The 20,827-nt window shown below is 71.6% G+C and carries 16 protein-coding genes; 9 read left to right on the top strand and 7 right to left on the bottom strand.

The features are described from left to right. From ACH45E_RS41685 to glgB, 3 genes are all read left to right on the top strand, one after another. A partial coding sequence (locus tag ACH45E_RS41685) for an alpha-glucosidase C-terminal domain-containing protein (protein WP_361454353.1) occupies window positions 1-231 on the top strand: 231 nt, incomplete at its 5' end. An 85-nt stretch (window positions 232-316) separates the two neighbouring features. Beyond that, window positions 317-1,711, top strand: coding sequence for a maltokinase (locus ACH45E_RS41680; protein WP_361454356.1), 1,395 nt, complete (start codon window positions 317-319; stop codon window positions 1,709-1,711). Window positions 1,712-1,730: 19 nt separating this feature from the next. Next, the gene (gene glgB, locus ACH45E_RS41675; protein WP_361454359.1) at window positions 1,731-4,091 is read left to right on the top strand and encodes a 1,4-alpha-glucan branching enzyme; all 2,361 of its coding nucleotides are present in this window, start codon (window positions 1,731-1,733) and stop codon (window positions 4,089-4,091) included. 418 nt (window positions 4,092-4,509) lie between these two features. Here glgB and ACH45E_RS41670 read toward each other — a convergent pair whose 3' ends face one another. The 5 genes from ACH45E_RS41670 to ACH45E_RS41650 form a co-directional block, all read right to left on the bottom strand. Then, window positions 4,510-6,759, bottom strand: coding sequence for an ATP-dependent DNA helicase (locus tag ACH45E_RS41670; RefSeq protein WP_361454362.1), 2,250 nt, complete (start codon window positions 6,757-6,759; stop codon window positions 4,510-4,512). 169 nt (window positions 6,760-6,928) lie between these two features. After that, window positions 6,929-7,261, bottom strand: a complete 333-nt coding sequence (locus tag ACH45E_RS41665; RefSeq protein WP_361454365.1) for a thioredoxin domain-containing protein — start codon at window positions 7,259-7,261, stop codon at window positions 6,929-6,931. Beyond that, on the bottom strand, window positions 7,258-7,686 hold the full coding sequence (locus ACH45E_RS41660; RefSeq protein WP_361454368.1) for a MerR family transcriptional regulator: 429 nt from the start codon (window positions 7,684-7,686) through the stop codon (window positions 7,258-7,260). The genes ACH45E_RS41665 and ACH45E_RS41660 overlap by 4 nt, the downstream gene beginning before the upstream one ends. 45 nt (window positions 7,687-7,731) lie before the next feature. Beyond that, on the bottom strand, window positions 7,732-8,493 hold the full coding sequence (locus tag ACH45E_RS41655; RefSeq protein ID WP_361454370.1) for a DUF2127 domain-containing protein: 762 nt from the start codon (window positions 8,491-8,493) through the stop codon (window positions 7,732-7,734). 116 nt (window positions 8,494-8,609) lie between these two features. Beyond that, complete coding sequence (locus ACH45E_RS41650; protein ID WP_361454373.1) at window positions 8,610-10,286, bottom strand: MFS transporter; 1,677 nt, start codon at window positions 10,284-10,286, stop codon at window positions 8,610-8,612. 115 nt (window positions 10,287-10,401) lie between these two features. Here ACH45E_RS41650 and ACH45E_RS41645 point away from each other — a divergent pair, with 115 nt between their 5' ends. Beyond that, entirely contained in the window at window positions 10,402-11,019 is a 618-nt protein-coding gene (locus ACH45E_RS41645) for a TetR/AcrR family transcriptional regulator (protein ID WP_361454376.1), read from the top strand. A gap of 152 nt (window positions 11,020-11,171) precedes the next feature. Here ACH45E_RS41645 and ACH45E_RS41640 read toward each other — a convergent pair whose 3' ends face one another. Beyond that, window positions 11,172-12,563, bottom strand: a complete 1,392-nt coding sequence (locus ACH45E_RS41640) for a cation:dicarboxylate symporter family transporter (protein WP_361454379.1) — start codon at window positions 12,561-12,563, stop codon at window positions 11,172-11,174. 152 nt (window positions 12,564-12,715) lie between these two features. On the opposite strand from ACH45E_RS41640, the gene ACH45E_RS41635 reads away from it, so the two are divergent. The 3 genes from ACH45E_RS41635 to ACH45E_RS41625 all read left to right on the top strand — a co-directional run bounded on the left by ACH45E_RS41635 (window position 12,716) and on the right by ACH45E_RS41625 (window position 16,106). Then, window positions 12,716-14,404, top strand: a complete 1,689-nt coding sequence (locus ACH45E_RS41635) for a sensor histidine kinase (RefSeq protein ID WP_361454382.1) — start codon at window positions 12,716-12,718, stop codon at window positions 14,402-14,404. Continuing rightward, complete coding sequence (locus ACH45E_RS41630) at window positions 14,401-15,102, top strand: response regulator (RefSeq protein WP_361454385.1); 702 nt, start codon at window positions 14,401-14,403, stop codon at window positions 15,100-15,102. The genes ACH45E_RS41635 and ACH45E_RS41630 overlap by 4 nt, the downstream gene beginning before the upstream one ends. Before the next feature lie 386 nt (window positions 15,103-15,488). Further along, a complete protein-coding gene (locus ACH45E_RS41625; protein ID WP_361454388.1) occupies window positions 15,489-16,106 on the top strand; it encodes a helix-turn-helix transcriptional regulator in 618 nt (205 codons plus the stop codon). A gap of 86 nt (window positions 16,107-16,192) precedes the next feature. Here the strand turns inward: ACH45E_RS41625 and ACH45E_RS41620 are convergent, their stop codons facing one another. Beyond that, window positions 16,193-17,218, bottom strand: a complete 1,026-nt coding sequence (locus ACH45E_RS41620) for an ATP-dependent 6-phosphofructokinase (protein ID WP_361454391.1) — start codon at window positions 17,216-17,218, stop codon at window positions 16,193-16,195. 230 nt (window positions 17,219-17,448) lie between these two features. Between ACH45E_RS41620 and pta the strand changes: the two genes are divergently transcribed. Together pta and ACH45E_RS41610 are read left to right on the top strand one after the other, a co-directional pair. Next, window positions 17,449-19,593 carry a phosphate acetyltransferase gene (pta, locus tag ACH45E_RS41615; RefSeq protein ID WP_361454394.1) on the top strand — a complete coding sequence of 715 codons (2,145 nt, stop codon included), beginning with the start codon at window positions 17,449-17,451 and terminating at the stop codon, window positions 19,591-19,593. Next, window positions 19,590-20,801 carry an acetate kinase gene (locus ACH45E_RS41610; RefSeq protein WP_361454397.1) on the top strand — a complete coding sequence of 404 codons (1,212 nt, stop codon included), beginning with the start codon at window positions 19,590-19,592 and terminating at the stop codon, window positions 20,799-20,801. Before pta ends, ACH45E_RS41610 begins: the two co-directional genes overlap by 4 nt. Window positions 20,802-20,827 lie beyond the last annotated feature (26 nt).

Raw genomic sequence — 20,827 nt, 5'->3', positions numbered from 1 at the left:
CCCGCCGTCATCGCCTTCCTCCGGGAACACGAGGACGACCTCGTCCTCTGCGTGCACAACTTCTCCCGCTTCGCACAGCCCACCGAGCTCGACCTCAGCCGCTTCCACGGACGGCACCCCGTCGAACTGTTCGGCGGCGTCCGCTTCCCGGCGGTCGGTGAGCTGCCGTACCTGCTGACCCTGGGGGGCCACGGCTTCTACTGGTTCCGGCTCCGTAAGGAAGGCGCATAGAAGCCCGGGTGGGGCGGTTTCCGCCGCCCCACCCGGGGCACGCAGAAGTAACCGCCCCGACGACCCGGGGAAAGGACGTGACGCCATGGCGGAAACGGTCACCCCCTCCGGCACCACCACAAGTCCCGGCCAGATCCTCGCGTCGCTCGATCCACTGCTGCGCGAATGGCTGCCGAGGCAGCGCTGGTTCGCGGGCAAGGGACGCCCGGTCACCGGTTTCACACCGGTCGCGGCCACCGAACTGCTGCCCGCCGACACCCGGCTCGGGCTCTACCACCTGCTGGTCCAGGCCCACCAGCCGGCCGCGCTGGGCTCCCCGCCCCACCCCGGCGACTGCTACCAGCTCCTCATAGGCGTGCGCGAGGCGCTGCCGCCCCGGCTGGCACCCGCGCTGATCGGACACGTGGAGCAGGGCCCGCTCGCCGGACGCACCGTGTACGACGCCCTGTACGACACCCGGCCCGCCGAAGTGATCCTGGAGGCACTGCGCTCCCGGGCCCGCGTCGGCGGGCTCCGTTTCGACCGGGACCCACGCCAGGAGATCCGCGAAGGGCTCGTGGCCCGGCTGATGACCGCCGAGCAGTCCAACACCTCGGTGGTCTATGGAGATACGTTCATCCTCAAGCTGCTGCGCCGGGTCGTGCCCGGCGTCAACCCCGACCTGGAGCTACCCCTCGCCCTGGCCGGGGAGGGCTGCGCCCGGGTGCCCGCGCCGACGGCATGGCTGCACGCCGAGCTGGACGGCGACTCCTACGTCCTGGGCGTGCTCCAGCCGTTCGTGCGGGGCGCGAGCGACGGCTGGGAGCTGGCGCTGCGCGAGCTCGCCAAGGGCGAGGACTTCACCGCCGAAGCCCGTGCGCTGGGCCGGGCCACCGCCGAGGTGCACACCGCGCTCGCCCGCGCCCTGCCCACCGTCACCCTGGGCCACAGCCAGCTGCGGGTCCTCGTCGACGGCATGGTGGAGCGCCTCACGGCCGCCGTACAGGCGGTGCCCGCGCTCGGGCCGTACGAGACCGGGCTGCGCTCCGCCTTCGAGGCGCTGGCCGACCTGGCCGCCGAGGGCAGCACCTGGACCGCCCAGCGCATCCACGGCGACCTGCACCTCGGGCAGTGCCTGCGCTCGCCGTCCGGGCAGTGGTCGCTGATCGACTTCGAGGGCGAACCGGCCCGGCCGCTGGCCGAGCGGCGCATGCCGCAGCCGTCGGTGCGGGACATCGCCGGAATGCTCCGCTCCTTCGATTACGCGGCTCATTCCGTCGGTCCCGCGGCGCAGGACTGGGCGACGGCCTGCCGGGCCGCCTACTGTTCCGGTTACACCGAGGTCGCGGGCACCGACCCGCGCACCGATCCCGTACTGCTGCGCGCCTACGAGACGGACAAGGCGATCTACGAGGTCGTCTACGAGGCCCGGCACCGACCCGACTGGCTCCCCGTACCCCTCTCGGCGGTCCACCGCCTCGCCACGTCCGACCTGACCTGACCCTCGCCCAGGAGAGTCCGTGACGTCCAAGAAGTCAGCGCCCGACAAGCACAAGTCCGCCAAGAACAAGTCCGGCCAGAACAAGTCCGCCAAGAAGAAGGCGCCCGCGCAGGCCAAGCCGCCGGAGATCGAGGCCGAGGCCGCGCCCGCTTCCGTGCCGGCTCCCGCGCCCGCGCCCGAGGTGGAGGTCGCCGTCTCCCCCGCCGTCGACGCCGTTGACCGCGAGCGGCTGCTGCACGGCACCCATCACGACCCGCACGGGGTGCTGGGCGCGCACCCGGTGCCCGGCGGGGTCGCCTTCCGTGCCTTCCGCCCGTACGCGCGTGCCGTCACCGTCGTCTCCGGCGAGCTGCGGGCCGAACTGCACGACGACGGAGACGGCTTCTTCTCCGGGCTGCTCCCGCTGCGCGAGGTCCCGGCGTACCGGCTGCTGGTGTCGTACGAGGGGAACGTCCACGAGACGGCGGACGCCTACGGCTTCCTGCCCACGCTCGGCGACCTGGACCTGCATCTGATCGGCGAGGGCCGGCACGAGCAGCTGTGGCAGGCGCTCGGCGCGCACCCGACGGTCCACCAGGGGGTGACGGGCACCCGGTTCGCGGTGTGGGCGCCGAACGCGCGGGGCGTGCGGGTGGCGGGGAGCTTCAACTTCTTCGACGGCACCGGCCATCCGATGCGTTCGCTCGGCTCCACCGGGGTGTGGGAGCTGTTCGTGCCGGACCTCGGCGAGGGCGAGCTGTACAAGTTCGAGATCACCCGGCCGGACGGTTCCCGTACCCTGCGCGCCGACCCGATGGCCCGCCGCACCGAGGTGCCGCCCGCCACGTCGTCCATCGTGACGGCCTCACGCCACGAGTGGGGCGACGAGGAGTGGCTGGCCCGGCGCGCGGACACACCGGTGCACGAGGCGCCGTTCTCGGTGTACGAGGTCCACCTGCCGTCCTGGCGGCCGGGCCTCACCTACCGCCAGCTCGCCGAGCAACTCCCCGCCTATGTGAAGGACCTGGGCTTCACCCATGTCGAGCTGATGCCGGTCGCCGAGCACCCCTTCGGCGGCTCCTGGGGTTACCAGGTCACCGGCTTCTACGCGCCCACGGCCCGCCTGGGCACCCCGGACGACTTCAAGCACCTGGTGGACAGGCTGCACCAGGCGGGGATCGGCGTGCTGATGGACTGGGTGCCCGCGCACTTCCCGCGCGACGACTGGGCGCTGGCGGAGTTCGACGGCCGGCCGCTGTACGAGCACTCCGACCCGCTGCGTGCGGCGCATCCCGACTGGGGCACGCTCGAGTTCGACTTCGGCCGCCGCGAGGTGCGCAACTTCCTGGTCGCCAACGCCGTGTACTGGTGCGAGGAGTTCCACATCGACGGGCTGCGCGTGGACGCCGTCGCCTCCATGCTCTACCTCGACTACTCGCGCGAGCCCGGTCAGTGGACGCCGAACGAGCACGGCGGCCGGGAGAACCTGGACGCGGTGGCCTTCCTCCAGGAGATGAACGCCACCGTGTACCGGCGCTGCCCGGGCGTGGTGACCGTCGCCGAGGAGTCGACCGCCTGGGACGGCGTCACGCGGCCCACGCACCACAAGGGACCGAGCGGCTTCGGCGGGCTCGGGTTCGGGCTGAAGTGGAACATGGGCTGGATGCACGACTCGCTGGAGTACATGAGCCACGAGCCGGTGCACCGCAAGTACCACCACCACGAGATGACCTTCTCGATGGTGTACGCCTACAGCGAGAACTACGTCCTGCCCATCTCCCACGACGAGGTGGTGCACGGGAAGCGGTCGCTGGTCTCCAAGATGCCGGGCGACTGGTGGCAGCAGCGCGCGAACCAGCGCGCCTATCTGGGCTTCATGTGGGCGCACCCGGGCAAGCAACTGCTGTTCATGGGGCAGGAGTTCGCGCAGGGCGCGGAGTGGTCGGAGGCGCACGGGCCCGACTGGTGGCTGCTCGATCCGGCGTACGGCGCCGAGTCGGACCACCGGGGGGTGCGCGATCTGGTCCGCGACCTCAACGCGGTGTACCGCGGCACGGCGGGGCTGTGGCAGCTCGACACCGATCCGTCCGGGTTCCAGTGGGTCGTCGGGGACGCGGCGGATGACAACGTCCTCGCCTTCCTCCGGTACGACGCGGAGGGCAACCCCCTGTTGGCGGTGTCCCATTTCGCGCCCGTCGTCCGCCACGACTACCGGCTCGGTGTTCCCGAGGACGTTCCCGCCTGGCACGAGGTCCTCAACACCGACGCGGCGCGTTACGGGGGCGGTGACGTCAGCAATCCCGACCCGGTCAAGCCGGAGGCTACCGGGTGGCACGGGCGCGCCGCGAGTATCCGGCTGACGCTGCCGCCGCTGGCCACGGTGTGGCTGCGGCCGGCCTAGGGCCTGTCTGACAATTCCCGTCGTCCGCCCGAAGGGCGGGCCCCGCGGCGGCGATGGGGGTCCCCCCGCGCGAGCGCGTTCGAGCGTGGGGGAGCGTGCGATCGCAAGGCGCCGGAGCGCCCTCGTGGCGGAGCCACGTGGGCGGTTCGGCAACGCGGCGAGCGTGCGTGCCAGGCGTCGCGGGGCAGGCGGGAATTGTCAGACAGGCCCTAGGTTTCTCGCCCCCGCCGCCCCTACCCTTCCCGTCCCCAGGGGCTCCGCCCCTTCGACCCCGGCGGGGGCTCCGCCCCCGAACCCCCGCGGGGCTCCGCCCCTGCACCCCGCCGGGGGCTCCGCCCCCAGGACCCCCCGCGGGGCTCCGCCCCGGACCCCGCTCCTCACACGCCGGAGGGGCTGATTGGGCGAACGCCGGAGGGGCTCATTCGGCCAGCCCTGCCGCCAGCCCCTCCGCCAACGGCTTCGGGAGTTCCTCGGTGTGGATCACGCCGAGTCGCTGGGTCGCGCGGGTCAGGGCGACGTAGAGGTCGCTGGTGCCGTAGCGGGCCGGCTCTACCACCAGGACGGAGTCGAATTCGAGGCCCTTGGCCTGGCGCGGGTCCAGTAGGACGACCGTGTGGGTCAGGTCGGGTTCGGCGCCCGCCGTGATGCCGTCGAGGCGGGACGCGAGGCGGCGGTGGAGGTCGCGGGGGGCGATCACGGCCAGCCGGCCCTCCGTGGGGGTCAGTTCGGAGACCGCCTTCTCGACGGCGCCGGGGAGGTCGTCCACGACGTGCCGCACCCAGGGCCGTACGCCGGTCGAGCGGACGGAGCTCGGCGGGGTGAAGTCCGGGTTCTCGGCTCGGACCACGGCCGCCGCGAGGTCCATGATCTCGGACGGGGTGCGGTAGTTGACGCCGAGGCGGGTGTGCTCCCAGCGGTCCTCGACGTACGGCTGGAGGATCTCCGCCCAGGAGCCGACGCCCGCCGCCTCCGCGGTCTGCGCCGGGTCGCCGACGAGGGTCATCGAGCGGGTCGGGCTGCGCCGCATCAGCAGCCGCCAGGCCATCGGGGACAGCTCCTGCGCCTCGTCGACGATGATGTGCCCGAACGCCCAGGTCCGGTCGGCCGCCGCGCGCTCGGCGGCGCTGCGGAAGTCGTCCTCCTCGTGCCGCTCGGCGAACCGCTCGGCGTCGATGATGTCGTGCGCGGACAGCACTTCCGAGGACTCCGGGTCGCTGTCCTCCTTGTCCTCGAACTCGTACGTCCGGGAGGCGTAGGAGACGTCCAGTACACCCTGCGCGTAGGCGATCTGGGTCTCCCGCTCGCGCTCGGCGCGGGCCCGCGCCACCCGGTCGTCCTCGCCGAGGAGTTCGGCCGCCTCGTCGAGCAGGGGTACGTCCGCCACCGTCCAGGCCCGGGTCACCGGGCGCCGGATGGCGTCGGCGTCGGCCTCGGACACGTATCCGTCGGGCTCGGCGAGGAAGTCGGCGACGAGCCGGCGCGGGGCCAGCCGCGGCCATAGCTGGTCGATGGCGGACCAGACCTCGGGGTTCTCGGCGAGCTCGTCGCGGATCTGGGTGATGTCGGAGGCGTCCAGCAGGCTGCTTCCGTCGTACGGGTCGGTGCCCACGCGTTCGGCGTACAGCTCGGTGAGCGCGTTGAGGATGTGCCCCTCGAAGTGCTCGCGGGCCACGTTGTGCGGCAGCTTGGCGGCGCGGGTGCGCTCGCGGGCGACGTTCACCAGGCCGTCGTCGAGCATCAGCACTTCGCGGTCGTGCTCGATGGCGATCACCGGGTCGGGCAGCGCCTGCCGGTCCCGTACGACGGCGGCGAGCACGTCGGCCATGTCGGCGCGGCCCTTCACGGCGGCCGCCTCGGGTGTGTCGGCCGCCGTCGCCTTGACGCCGGGGAACAGTTCGCCGACCGTCGCCAGCAGGACGCCGGTCTCGCCGAGGGAGGGCAGCACCTCGCCGATGTAGCCGAGGAAGGCGGGGTTCGGGCCGACGATCAGGACGGCGCGCCGGGCCAGCAGCTCCCGGTACTCGTAGAGGAGGTAGGCGGCCCGGTGCAGGGCAACGGCCGTCTTGCCGGTGCCGGGGCCGCCCTCGACCACCATCACCCCGCGGTACGGGGCCCGGATGATCTCGTCCTGCTCGGCCTGGATGGTCTGCACGATGTCGCTCATCCGGCCGGTGCGGGCGGAGCCCAGCGCGGCCAGCAGCACGGCGTCGCCGGTCGGGTCCTCGTGGCCGGTCCTCTCCCGGTCCCCCAGGTCGAGGATCTCGTCGTGCAGGGAGGTGACCCGGCGCCCGTCGGTGCCGATGTGCCGGCGCCTGCGCAGGCCCATCGGGGTGTGGCCGGTGGCCAGGTAGAACGGGCGGGCGACATCGGCCCGCCAGTCGACGAGGACGGGGGTGCGCTCGGCGTCGTCCCGGCGCAGCCCGATCCGGCCGATGTGGTGCTTGGCCCCCGAGGTCAGGTCGATACGGCCGAAGCAGAGCGAGCCGTCCACCGCGTTCAGCGCGGCGAGCAGCCCCGAGCGCTCGGCGACCAGGATGTCCCGCTCCAGCCGGGCCTGCATGGGCTTGTCGCCCTGGGCGAGGGCGTCCGTGACGGAGTCCTCCGCGTCGCCGCGAAGGGCGTCCACGCGCGCGTACAGTCCATCGATGAATTCCTGCTCATGCCGCAATTCATCGTCTGGAAATTCGGTGTTTGACAATTCCGCTCCCGCCCGGATATACTGTGCTCACTGAACTTCTCCGCGATCTCATCCCATTGAAGTCGCGAACCATTGAATATACGCAGAGAAATCCCCCGAGCGCAATTGCTCGGGGGATTTCTTCTTGGGCCGGGCCCGGTTACAGCACGTCGGACAGCTCTTCCAGGAGCCGCCGCTTGGGCCGGGCGCCCACCATCGACCTCACCGGCTCGCCGCCCCGGAAGACCATCAGGGTCGGTGTCGACAGCACGCCATACGCGATCGTGGTCCGCGGATTCCGGTCGACGTCGAGCTGAACGATCCGCAGCCGGTCACCCTCCTCGAAGGCGATGTCCTTCAGCACCGGCGCCAGCTGCCGGCACGGCCCGCACCAGTCGGCCGTGAACTGCACGAGCACGGGGAGTTCGGCGCCGATCACCTCCGCCTCGAAATCCGCGTCCGTCACCTCGTCCAGGCCGCTCACCTTGGTCACCGTATCCGCCCTCCCAGTTCACACCCGGGTTCCGGACCCCCCGGAACCAGCGCCTCGGCGGCCAGCTCGCCCATGGCCCGCTCGGCCCGCGTCAACTGCCCGGCGACCTTCGCCCGGACCGCCGTCAGCTCGCCGAGGATCGCGTCGAGCTCGGCCAGCTTGCGCCGGTAGACCGCCAGCGACGCCGGGCACGAGTCGCCCTCCGGGTGACCGGCCCTGAGACACTCCACGAACGGGCGTGTCTCCTCCAGGTCGAACCCGAAGTCCTGCAGCGTCCGGATCTGCGTGAGCAGCCGCAGGTCGTGCTCGTCATACGTGCGGTGCCCGAGGTCGTCGCGGCGCGCGGGCAGCAGCCCGCGCGACTCGTAGTACCGCAGCGTGCGCGTGGTGGTCCCGGCCCGTGCGGCCAGTTCGCCGATTCGCATACCTGCGACCGTAGGCCTTGACGCCGACGTCAACGCAAGCCCGTCTCAGAGCACCCCCGCCGACTCCTCCACCTCCATCAGCGACGCGCTGTGCCGCTCCTCGTCGAAGGCCTTCCGGCCGCCGCGGAGGCCGAACAGGCGCTTGGCGAGGGCGATGTAGAGGACGGCGAGGATGTTGAGGACGAGGGTGGCGATCTTCAGATAGCTGACCTTCTCGGTGAGTTCGTAGATCTCCAGGGGGAGGAAGGCGGCCGTGGCGACCACCGTCAGGTACTCCGCCCAGCGCTTGGCGTACCAGAGGCCGACCGCCTCGACGAGTTCGATCAGGGCGTAGGCCAGCAGCAGGGCCGCGACCAGGAGCAGGGTGGAGTGCTTGTAGCCGAAGGCCTTCTGGATGGAGCCGACGACCGGGGAGTGGTCGAGGTCGTAGTGGAAGTGTCGGAAGACCGGGCGGAAGACGTCCAGGTTCTCGTTGAAGAGGCGGCGTACGGCGTCCTGGCTGTTGCTGAACCTCCACACCGCCACCGCGACCAGCACGATGAACACCCCGCGCACGGCGCGCTCGATCGCCAGGAAGCGGAGGATGAACAGGTCCCGCAGGACCTTTCCGCGCGGTACCAGCGGGGCGTCGGCGGCCGGTCCCGTGCCGTGCGGCTCGCCGAGCACGAAGTCGCCGCAGCGCAGACAGCGCCAGACGTCCCCCAGGGCGGTCTGCGCGTGCAGCCGCACCCGCAGCCGCGGGTCGTCCGGCGCGTACGTCACATGGCCCTTGCGGGCGCAGGTCCGCCGGTCCCAGTCGATGTTCATTCCCCCGTGCCTCCATACCCGTGTGCGCGGTCGACGCACACACGAACGTGCCGTTCCGGTCACTCCGGAAACGGCACGTTAGTGGATGCGGCCGACAGCGGGTCAGGAGGGCCCGGTCAGCGCGCCCCTCCCGCGACCGGTTCCCGCTCCTCCGCGGGCTCCTCCTCCACCGCCGGGGCCTCCCGGCGCGGCAGCAGCACCGCCACCAGCACCGTGCCGACGCCCAGGATCACCGCGCCGACCAGGCTGGTGTGGGCGACGGCGTCGGAGAACGAGGACCCGACCGCGTCGGCCATCCCCCGTGCCCCGGAGGCGAGCTGGGCGGCCTGCTGCTTCAGCTGAGCGGCCTGCTGCGGGTCGCCCGCCTGCGCGGCCTGGGCCGCGACCTGCCGGGCCTTGTCCCCGATGCCCTGCGCGACCGCGTACCCGGCGCCGACCGAGTCCTGCGCGGTGTCCAGGGCGCTCGCCGGGAGCTTGCTCCTGGCCGTGGCGTCGGTGAGGTGGTCGCCGTACGACGTGGACAGCAGGGAGCCGAGGATCGCGATGCCGAGCGAGCCGCCGAGTTCGAGCGAGGTGTCGTTCACCGCGCCGCCGACGCCCAGTTCCGACTCCGGGAAGGCGCCCATGATCGCGTCGGTGCAGGGCGAGAGGGCGAGGCCGATGGCCAGGCCGAGGATGATCAGGGGTGCGACGAAGTCGCCGTACGTCGAGGACGCGTCCACCCGGGTCAGCAGGGCCAGGGCGGTGGTGCCGCCGATCATGCCCGCGGTGACCGTCCACTTCATGCCGACGCGCGGGGTCAGCCAGCCGGTGAGCGCCGAGCCGGCGAACACGGCGCCGGCGAGCGGCAGCATGCGGACGCCGGTGCCGAGGGCGTCGTAGCCGAGGACGAACTGAAGGTGCTGGGTCAGGTAGTAGAAGGCGCCGAAGACGGCCAGGAAGAAGAGGGCCACGGCGAGGTTGGAGCCCGCGAACCGGCGGTGCGCGAAGCGGCGTACGTCGAGGATCGGGCGGGGGTGGCGAAGCTCCCAGGCGACGAAGGCGAGCAGGCCCACGCCGGCGACGACCGCGGCCGTCACGGCCTTGACGCCCCAGCCGAAGTGCGGGCCCTCGATGATCATGTAGATCAGCGAGCCGGTCCAGATCACCGAGAGCAGTCCGCCGACGTAGTCGATCCGGCCGTGATGACCGGCCTTGGACGGCGGTACGAGGACGAGGGCGCCGACGATCGCGACGGCGGCGATCGGCACGTTGATCAGGAACGTGGACGACCAGCCGTGGTCCTTCAGCAGCGCGCCCGCGACCACCGGCCCGGCGGCGATGGCGAGCCCGGCCGTCGCGGTCCACAGCGTGATGGCCTTGGCCCGTTCGGCGCGCGGGAAGGTCGCGGCGAGCAGGGAGAGGGTGGCGGGCATGATCAGCGCGGCGCCGACGCCCATCACGGCACGGGCGGCGATGACGGCCGTGGCACTGTCGGCGAGGTAGCCGGAGACGGCGCCGCCGCCGAACACGACGAGGCCGAGGAGGAGCGCGCCCCGGCGGCTGTACTTGTCGCCGATCGCGCCGAGCAGCAGCATCAGCGCGGCGTACGGGACGGTGTAGCCGTCGATCACCCACTGGAGGTCGGCGCCGGACAGGCCGAGGTCGCTGGTCATGTCCGGTGCCGCGACCGTGAGGGCGGTGTTGGCCATGACGATGATCAGCAGGCTCAGGCAGAGCACGAGCAGCGCCCACCAGCGCCGGGCGTAGGGCCGGTCCATCCTTTCGACCGGTTCGGTCATGACGAGTCGCATGGGCAGGGGTCGCCTTCCTCACAGCACGGGACTTGCACAGCAGCGTGCAATTGCACAACCATGTGCAATGTACGCTGTTGCACAACGCTGTGCAACTCTGCGAGGGGAGGGCAGAATGGCTGCCATGACCACGGGTAACACCAGCCGCGCCGACGCCAACCGGCGCCGCATCCTCGACGTCGCCCTCGCCGAGCTGCTGCGCGACCCCGACGCCTCCATGGACCAGATCGCGCGTGCCGCGGGGGTCGTACGGCGGACGGTGTACGGGCATTTCCCGAGCCGCGAGGCGCTGATCGGCACGCTCGTCGACGGCGCGGTCCAGTCGCTGGCGGCCGCCCACGCGGCGGGCCGGGAGGGAGTCGACGACCCGGCGGAGGCGGTGGCCCGGTCCGTGCTCGCCGTCTGGGAGATCGCCGACCGCTACCGTCTGCTGGTCGCGCTGGCCCAGCGCACGGTCACCGTGCAGGGCATCCGCGACCGCCTCGCCCCGGTCCGCGAGTCCTGCGCCGAACTGCTCCAGCGCGGCCTGGACGAGGGCACCTTCAGCTCACCGCTGCCCGCGGCGGCGCTGGCCTACGTGCACGAACAGATGCTGTTCGCGGTGACCGAGGCGGTGAACGACGGCCTCCTGACAGCACAGGAGGCGGGCCGCTCCGCCGCGGTCAGTGTCCTGAACGCGGCGGGCGTGCCCGCCTCCACCGCCACCGCACTGGTGGCGAAGCTGAGCGAGTAGCTCGCGAGAAGCAGCCCACAAAAGAGATGTCTCCGGGCGGCTGAGCTTACGGGGGAGTATCAGCCGCCCGGAGACGGTTGGTCCGGGCGCCCGGCCCGGGTTCAGGCGGGGCCGGGCGCCCGGGGTATGGGGGCGGGGTACGGGGGCGGGGCTCAGGCCTTGGCGAGTTCCTTCTCGCCGCCCTCGCGCTGCTCCGGCACATCCGCGACCGGGGGAACCTGGTTCTCGTCGAGCAGGGTCGTCTCGTCGAACGGCAGCTCTCCGGCGAGCACCTGCCGGACGCGGTCCCGGTCGATCTCCTTCGTCCAGGTGCCGATCAGGACGGTGGCGACGGCGTTGCCGGCGAAGTTCGTCAGGGCGCGGGCCTCGCTCATGAAGCGGTCGATGCCGACGATCAGGCCGACGCCGTCGACCAGCGCGGGCTTGTGCGACTGGAGGCCGCCGGCCAGCGTGGCCAGACCGGCGCCGCTGACGCCCGCCGCGCCCTTGGAGGCGAGCAGCAGGAACAGCAGCAGCGGGATCTGCTCGCCGACGGACATCGGCGTGCCCAGGGCGTCCGCGATGTAGAGCGACGCCATGGTCATGTAGATCATCGTGCCGTCGAGGTTGAAGGAGTAGCCGGTCGGGACGGTGATGCCGACCACCGGCTTGCTGACGCCCAGGTGCTCCATCTTCGCGATCAGCCGCGGCAGCGCGGACTCGGAGGAGGAGGTGGACAGGATCAGCAGGAACTCGCGGCCCAGGTACTTGAACAGCGAGAAGATGTTCAGGCCGGTGATGGCCCGCAGCAGCGCACCGAGCACGACGAAGACGAACAGGAAACAGGTCACGTAGAAGCCGAGCATCAGCACGGCGAGGCTCTTCAGCGCGTCCAGACCGGCCGAGCCGACGACCGCGGCGATGGCGCCGAAGGCACCGATCGGGGCGGCCCACATCACCATGGCGAGGATGCGGAAGACGAGCCGCTGGATGTGCTCGAGACCGCGGAGCACCGGCTGGCCCGCCGAGCCCATGGCCTGCAGCGCGAACCCGGTGAGCAGGGCGATCAGCAGGGTCTGCAGCACCTGGTCGCCGGTGAAGGCGGCGAGGAAGCTCACGGGAATGATCGACAGCACGAAGTCGACCGGGGGCAGCGCGTCCGCGGAGACCTGGCCGTGCCCGGACGCCTTGATCGCGGCGGTGAGGTGCAGCCCGTCACCGGGGTGCAGGATGTTGCCGACGACCAGACCGATGCCCAGCGCGACGAGCGACATCACCATGAAGTAGCCGAGCGCGATACCGCCGACGGCACCGACCTTCGCGGCCTTCCGGACCGAGCCGATCCCGAGCACGATGGTGCAGAAGATGATCGGCGAGATCATCATCTTGATCAGGTTCACGAAGCCCGTGCCGAGTGGCTTGAGCTGGACCCCCGCGTCGGGCCAGATCAGGCCCACCGCGATACCGAGCGCCACCGCGACGATCACGGCTATGTACAGGTAATGAGTGCGGTCCCGCTTCGCGGCGGGTGCGGCAGGTGCCGTACGGGGAGTGCTGGCGGCCACGGCTGCCCTCCTTGACGTCTTCGTCGGCTAACACCGGCGTGCGGCTCACGTCCGGGCGTTATGGGGAATGCCAGTGACTATCTCCCGCTCTGTGAGGGCGGTCACCCTTCCGTTCATTTAGTTCACACTTAACTCAGGGGCACACTGACGACATGCGAGTTCCAGCCATCCCGAGGCCCCGCAGCCTGGCCGGCCAGCTCTTCGCCATGCAGGCCGTGCTCATAGCGGTGGTCGTGGCCGGATACGCACTGTTCAGCTACGTCAGCGACCAGCGGCAGGCCGAGGAGGCGGCGACCCGCCAGGCGACGGCCGTGGCCCGCTCGATCGCGGACACGCCTTCCGTACGGGCCGCGATCCACACGCCGGACCCCTCGGCGCACCTCCAGCCGTACGCCCTCAAGGTCACGCGCGACACCGGGGTCGACTTCGTCACGATCATGACTCCGGACGGGATCCGCTGGACCCACCCCGACGAGAAGCAGATCGGCAAGCGCTACCTGGGCCACATCGAGGACGCCCAGCAGGGCCGCACCCGCTCCGAGACCTTCACCGGCACCCTCGGCGCCTCCGTCCGCACGGTCACCCCGGTGATGGAGAACGGCCACGCCATCGGCCTGGTGAGTGCCGGCATCCGGGTCGAGGCGATCAGCCGCCGTGTCCAGGAGCAGGTCACGGCCCTGTTCGGCGTCGCCGCCGGCGCACTGCTGCTGGGCGCGGTCGGCACGTACGTCGTCAACGCCCGGCTGCGCCGTCACACTCACGGCATGAACGCGACGGAGCTCAGCCATGTGCACGACTACCACCAGGCCGCGCTGCACGCGGTGCGGGAGGGGCTGCTCATGCTGGACGGGCAGTACCGGGTGGCGCTGATCAACGACGGCGGGCGGGAGCTGCTCGGGGTGGGCCCGGAGCGCGAGGTGGTGGGCCGGTCGGTCGCCGACCTCGGCCTGCCCGTGCCGCTGACCGGCGCGCTGCTGGCGTCGGAGCCGAGGGTGGACGAGGTACACCTGACGGCCGACCGGGTGCTGGTGGTGAACACCTCACCGGTGTCGGGCGGGGAGCGCCGGGGCACGGTGGTCACCCTGCGCGATGTCACCGAACTCCAGTCACTGATGGGCGAGTTGGACTCCGAGCGCGGTTTCACGCAGGCGCTCCGCTCGCAGGCCCACGAGGCCGCGAACCGCCTCCACACGGTGGTCTCCCTGATCGAACTGGGCCGTGCGGAGGAGGCGGTCGACTTCGCGACGGCGGAACTGGAACTCGCGCAGGCGCTGACCGACCAGGTGGTGGCGGCGGTGAGCGAGCCGGTGCTGGCCGCGCTGCTGCTGGGCAAGACGGCACAGGCGAACGAGCGGGGCGTGGAACTCCTGGTGTCGCCGGAGAGCCGGCTGGACGACGGGGTGCTCCCGGACGACCTCTCGGCACGGGACCTGGTCACCATCCTCGGCAACCTGATCGACAACGCGGTGGACGCGGCGCTGGGCAGCACCAGGGCCCGGGTGACGGTCACGGCATCCACCGACGACACGGACGACACGGACGACACGGACGACACCAAGGACACCGACGAGCCCGCGCGGACCCTGGTGCTGCGGGTCGCGGACACCGGGACCGGTGTGGATCCCGCCCTCGCCGACCTGGTGTTCCAGCGGGGGTTCTCCACCAAGCCGGCGGGGCCGGGCGGGCGGGGGCTCGGCCTGGCGCTGGTGCGGCAGGCCGTGCACCGGCTGCACGGGACCCTGTCCGTGGCGGAGGCCGACGGCGGCGGGGCCCAGTTCGAGGTACGGCTGCCGTTGCGTACGGCGGTCGGGACGTCCCCGGTGTCTGGAGGCGACGCATGACGAACGAGCGGCACATCCGCGTGCTGGTGGTGGAGGACGATCCCGTGGCGGCGGACGCGCACGTCATGTACGTCGGCCGCGTGCCGGGTTTCACGGCCGTCGGCAAGGCGCACACCGGGGCGGAGGCGCGGCGGATGCTGGACCGCACGCCGGTCGATCTGCTGTTGCTCGACCTGCACCTGCCGGATGTGCACGGGCTCCAGCTCGCCCGGTCGCTGCGCGCGGCCGGGCATCACGCCGATGTGATCGCGGTGACGTCGGCGCGGGATCTGGCGGTGGTGCGGGAGGGGGTCTCGCTCGGGGTCGTCCAGTACGTCCTGAAGCCGTTCACCTTCGCCACCCTGCGGGACCGGCTGATCCGGTACGCCGAGTTCCGCGCCGCGGCCGGCGAGGCGAGCGGCCAGGACGAGGTGGACCGGGCACTGGGCGCCCTGCGCGCCCCGGGCCCCGCGGCCCTCCCCAAGGGCCTGAGCGGCCCGACCCTGGAACGCGTCACCGGCGCCCTGCGCGAGGCCCCCGAAGGGCTCACGGCGGCGGGCGTCGCGGAGGCCGTGGGGATATCCCGGATCACCGCCCGGCGATATCTGGAGCACCTGGTGGAGGGGGCTCGGGCGGAGCGGAAGCCGGTGTACGGGCAGGTGGGGAGACCGGAGTTGGTCTACCGGTGGGTGAGCGGGGTGGAGCAGCGCAGACCGTGAGGCCGGGCCCCAGGGGAAGTAAGTCCCCTGGGAATCAAAGGGGGGAGGGTACGGATCGAGCCGTGGTTTTCGCCGCCCCGGACCGCCCTCGCGCCCGCGCTGCGCCCCGCCCGCCCCGCCGCCCGGCCCGCGCCCCGCAGCCGCATATGCCGCGCCACCTTGCCATTCCGGCCACCCGTCCCCGGAACGCAGGGTTCCAGCCACCTCACCCCCGGCTGGAACCGTATATTCCTACGATCTGTAATCCTGGCCGAACAATCCGTAGTCATCCGCCACTCCCGGCCCCTAGTTTGAGCCGCGTGCGCCGACCGCCCTCAGTTCGACCGGATCAGCCAGGACCCCCCTTCGACGCCCCCGCCGCCCGACGACTCCGTACCGCCCTCGGCATGGGACCCGAGCATGTCGCCTACGGTATGCGCGCCTCGTACGGGCTGCCGTACGTCTCCCCCGACCTCGTCGTCGCCTGGGAGCGCGGGGTCACCTCGCCCAGCGACGCCGAGCTCACCGCGCTCGCGGCCGTGCTGTGGTGTTCGCCGGGTGAGCTCATCGGCAGGCCGCGGACGCTGCGGGAGCACCGGATCGCCCGGCGGCTGGCCGCGGAGGACGTGGCCCTCGCCGTCGGGCTGGAGTTCCTCGCGTACCTGCGGATGGAGGAGAACGACGAATGGCGCGGCACGGACCGGCAGTCGGCCGTCCTCGCCGACCTGCTGGAACTGTCGCTGCCCGACTTCGTCACCGTGACGGGACGCGACCCCAGACTGGCCGAGCTGCTCCGCAACGCGGTCACCACCCGCTGGCAGGCCTACGTCCGCCCGGTGGCCCGCCTGGTACCGCTGGACCGGCGGCTCCTTGAGGTGGCACTCAAGGAGCTGCACCGGGGGTACCAGGGGCTGACGGCGGTCACGCTCAACTGGGGCGGCGACGACGCGGGCGCCGGCGGGCAGGACTTCGTCGAGCGGATCGTCGAACACTTCTGGACGGCGATCCGGCGGCAGACCGCCTGAGCACTCCGCTGGACGTGCCGTGGTGTGCCGTGATGCGCCGTCGTTCGACTGCGGCGCCGTCGTGGCTGGTCGCGCAGTCCGACCCCCTAGAAGACCGACTCCGCCTCGTCCATGCGGTCCTTCGGGACCGTCTTCAGCTCGGTCACCGCCTCCGCGAGCGGCACCATCACGATGTCGGTGCCGCGCAGCGCGGTCATCCTGCCGAACTCGCCGCGGTGCGCGGCCTCCACCGCGTGCCAGCCGAAGCGGGTGGCGAGGACACGGTCGTACGCGGTCGGGACACCGCCGCGCTGGATGTGGCCGAGGATGACCGGCTTGGCCTCCTTGCCGAGCCGGCGCTCCAGCTCGTACGCCAGGGCGGCGCCGATGCCCTGGAAGCGCTCGTGGCCGAACTGGTCGATCTCGCCCTTGCTGTAGTCCATGGTGCCCTCTGCGGGGTGGGCGCCCTCGGCGACGCAGACGACCGCGAACTTCTTGCCGCGGGCGAACCGCTCCTCGACCATCTTGACCAGGTCGGCGGGGTCGAAGGGGCGCTCGGGCAGGCAGATGCCGTGGGCGCCGGCGGCCATGCCGGACTCCAGGGCGATCCAGCCCGCGTGGCGGCCCATGACCTCGACGACCATGACGCGCTGGTGGGACTCGGCGGTGGTCTTCAGCCGGTCCATCGCCTCGGTGGCGACGCCCACCGCCGTGTCGAAGCCGAAGGTGCGGTCCGTCGAGGAGATGTCATTGTCGATCGTCTTCGGGACGCCGACGACCGGCAGCCCCGCGTCGGACAGCATGCGCGCCGCGGTCAGGGTGCCCTCGCCGCCGATCGGGATCAGCGCGTCGATGCCGAACTCCTCGACCATGTCGGCAGCCCCGTCGCAGGCCTCGCGCAGCCGGTCGCGCTCGAGGCGGGAGGAGCCGAGGATGGTGCCGCCGCGGGCCAGGATGCCGCTGACGGCGTCCAGGTCGAGGGTGCGGTAGTGGCGGTCGAGCAGGCCCCGGTAGCCGTCCTCGAAGCCGATCACCTCGTCGCCGTACTGCGCGACCGCGCGGTGCACGACCGACCGGATCACTGCGTTCAGGCCGGGGCAGTCGCCGCCTGCGGTGAGAACTCCGATGCGCATCGTGCTGTGTCTCCTGCTCGCTGTGGGTACCGGTGAGCCAGTCCGATTGTTTCATGTCCCCACAGGCACTGCCGCTCCCGTCCCGGCCCCGGTGGTGACGTGGTACTGACGGGCGCCTTATCCAGCCCCAGGGGTACTGTCAAGGGGGTTCTGGCTCACCTCGGTGGGCGATTTTTCCGGCCCCGCGACGGACGCCGAGACGGACGACGAGACGGAGAGGGAGTGCGCACGTGACGCGCAGCGTGTACGTGACCGGGATCGATCGCGGCGACGGCCGCCAGGTCGTCGAGCTGGGGGTCATGGAGCTCCTGACCCGGCAGGTCGACCGGGTCGGTGTGTTCCGTCCCCTCGTCCACGACGGGCCCGACCGTCTGTTCGAGCTGCTGCGCGCACGCTACCGGCTGGCGCAGGACCCGGCGACCGTCTACGGCATGGACTACCACGAGGCGTCCGCGCTCCAGGCCGAGCAGGGCACGGACGAGCTGGTGTCCGCCCTCGTGGACCGTTTCCACCTGGTCGCCCGGGACTACGACGTCGTCCTCGTCCTCGGCACCGACTTCGCCGACACCCAGCTCCCGGACGAGCTGTCCATGAACGCCCGGCTGGCCAACGAGTTCGGCGCGTCCGTGATCCCGGTGGTGGGCGGGCGCAAGCAGACGGCCGAGTCCGTGCTCGCGGAGACCCGGAACGCCTACCGGGCGTATCAGGGGCTGGGCTGCGACGTACTGGCCATGGTCGCCAACCGGGTGGCCCGCGAGGACCGGGACGAGATCGCCGAGCGGCTCGACTCCCGGCTGCCGGTGCCCTGCTACGTGGTGCCGGACGAGCCCGCGCTGTCCGCCCCGACGGTCGCCCAGATCGGCCAGGCCCTCGGCGCCAAGGTGCTGCTCGGGGACGACTCGGGGCTGGCCCGGGACGCGCTGGGCTTCGTCTTCGGCGGCGCGATGCTGCCGAACTTCCTCGCCGCCCTGACCCCGGGCTGTCTGGTGGTCACCCCGGGCGACCGGGCCGACCTGGTCGTCGGCTCGCTGGCCGCGCACAGCGCCGGCACCCCGCCGATAGCGGGGGTCCTGCTCACCCTCAACGAGGTGCCGAGCGACGAGATCCTCACGCTCGCCGCCCGCCTCGCCCCCGGCACCCCGGTGCTCTCCGTGGCCGGCACCAGCTTCCCCACTGCCGAACACCTGTTCTCACTGGAGGGCAAGCTGAACGCGGCCACCCCGCGCAAGGCGGAGACCGCGCTCGGCCTGTTCGAGCGGTACGCCGACACCGCCGAGCTGGCCAGGCGGGTCTCCGCGCCGAGCAGCGACCGGCTCACCCCGATGATGTTCGAGCACAAGCTCCTCGAGCAGGCCCGTTCCGAGAAGCGGCGGGTCGTCCTCCCCGAGGGCACCGAGGAGCGCGTGCTGCACGCGGCCGAGGTGCTGCTGCGCCGGGGCGTGTGCGACCTGACGCTGCTCGGGCCGGTCGAGCAGATCCGCAAGAAGGCCGCCGATCTCGGCATGGACCTGGGCGACGCCCAGCTGATCGACCCGGCCACCTCGGAGCTGCGCGACGCCTTCGCCGAGAAGTACGCCCGGCTGCGCGCCCACAAGGGCGTGACGGTGGAGCTGGCGTACGACGTCGTCTCCGACGTCAACTACTTCGGCACGCTGATGGTCGAGGAGGGGCTCGCCGACGGCATGGTGTCGGGGTCCGTGCACTCGACCGCCGCCACCATCCGGCCCGCCTTCGAGATCATCAAGACCAAGGGGGCCGCGCGAAGCGCGTCAGGCAGGGCGGTGGTGGGAGACGGGAGGGCGAAGCCGGAGTCGTCGATCGTCTCGTCCGTGTTCTTCATGTGCCTCGCGGACAAGGTGCTGGTCTACGGGGACTGCGCGGTCAACCCGGACCCGAACGCCGAGCAGCTGGCCGACATCGCCATCCAGTCGGCGGCCACCGCCCAGCAGTTCGGGGTGGAGCCGCGGATCGCGATGCTGTCGTACTCGACCGGTACGTCCGGTTCGGGCGCCGACGTCGACAAGGTGCGCGAGGCGACCGAGCTGGCCCGCACGCGCCGGACCGATCTGAAGATCGAGGGGCCGATCCAGTACGACGCCGCCGTGGAGCCCTCGGTCGCGGCCACCAAGCTGCCGGGCTCCGAGGTCGCGGGGCAGGCGAGCGTGCTGATCTTCCCCGACCTCAACACCGGCAACAACACCTACAAGGCCGTGCAGCGCTCGGCCGGCGCGATCGCCGTCGGCCCGGTCCTCCAGGGTCTGCGCAAGCCGGTCAACGACCTGTCCCGGGGCGCGCTCGTCCAGGACATCGTCAACACCGTCGCCATCACGGCGATCCAGGCCCAGAACCCCAGCGAGAAGGCGTCCGAGCTGTGAGCAGCCCCACCCGTGTCCTCGTCCTCAACTCCGGCTCCTCGTCGGTGAAGTACCAGCTGCTGGAGATGCGGGACAGCAGCCGGCTGGCGGTGGGGCTGGTCGAGCGCATCGGCGAGCAGACCTCCCGGCTCAAGCACACCTGCGTCACCACCGGCGACACCCGGGAGCAGAACGGCCCGATCGCCGACCACGACGCCGCCCTCAAGGCGGTCGCCGAGGAGCTGGCCAGGGACGGCCTCGGCCTGGACTCGCCCGAACTGGCCGCGATCGGGCACCGGGTGGTGCACGGCGGCATGTTCTTCACCGAGCCCACCGTCATCGACGACGCGGTGCTCACCGAGATCGAACGGCTGATCCCGGTCGCGCCGCTGCACAACCCGGCCAACCTCACCGGTATCCGTACGGCGACGGCGCTGCGCCCGGACCTGCCGCAGATCGCCGTCTTCGACACGGCGTTCCACACCACCATGCCGGAGTCCGCGGCGCGCTACGCGATCGACCCGAAGATCGCGGACCGGCACCGGATCCGGCGGTACGGCTTCCACGGCACCTCGCACGCGTACGTCTCCCGGGAGACCGCGCGGCTGCTGGGCAAGGACCCGTCCGAGGTCAACGTGATCGTGCTGCACCTGGGCAACGGCGCTTCGGCCTCCGCGGTCGAGAAGGGCCGGTGCGTGGACACCTCCATGGGGCTGACGCCTTTGGAGGGGCTCGTGATGGGGACCCGGTCGGGCGACCTGGACCCGGCGGTCATCTTCCATTTGGCACGTGTTGGCGGAATGTCCATGGACGAGATCGACACTCTTCTCAACAAGAGGAGCGGTCTGTTCGGTCTGTGCGGGGACAACGACATGCGGGAGATCCGGCGGCGGATCGACGAGGGGGACGAAGAGGCGCGGCTCGCCTTCGACATCTACATTCACCGCCTGAAGAAGTACATCGGCGCCTATTACGCGGTGCTGGGACGGGTGGACGCGGTCGCCTTCACAGCGGGAGTCGGGGAAAACGCGAGCCCGGTGCGGGAGGCTGCCATCGCGGGCCTGGAGGAGCTGGGCCTGGCGGTGGACGGCGAGCTGAACGCCGTACGGGACGATCGGCCGCGGCTGATCTCGCCCGGGCGCGCACGGGTGGCCGTCGCCGTGGTGCCGACCGACGAGGAACTGGAGATCGCGACACAGACCTACGCACTGGTGGGACTCGACCGCTGAGCAATTACACGGGAGTAACACGGCTG

The organism is Streptomyces sp. NPDC020299 (genome assembly GCF_044387825.1).
In the GTDB taxonomy this organism is placed as follows: Bacteria; Actinomycetota; Actinomycetes; order Streptomycetales; family Streptomycetaceae; genus Streptomyces.
This window is presented reverse-complemented; position numbering and strand designations above follow the sequence as displayed.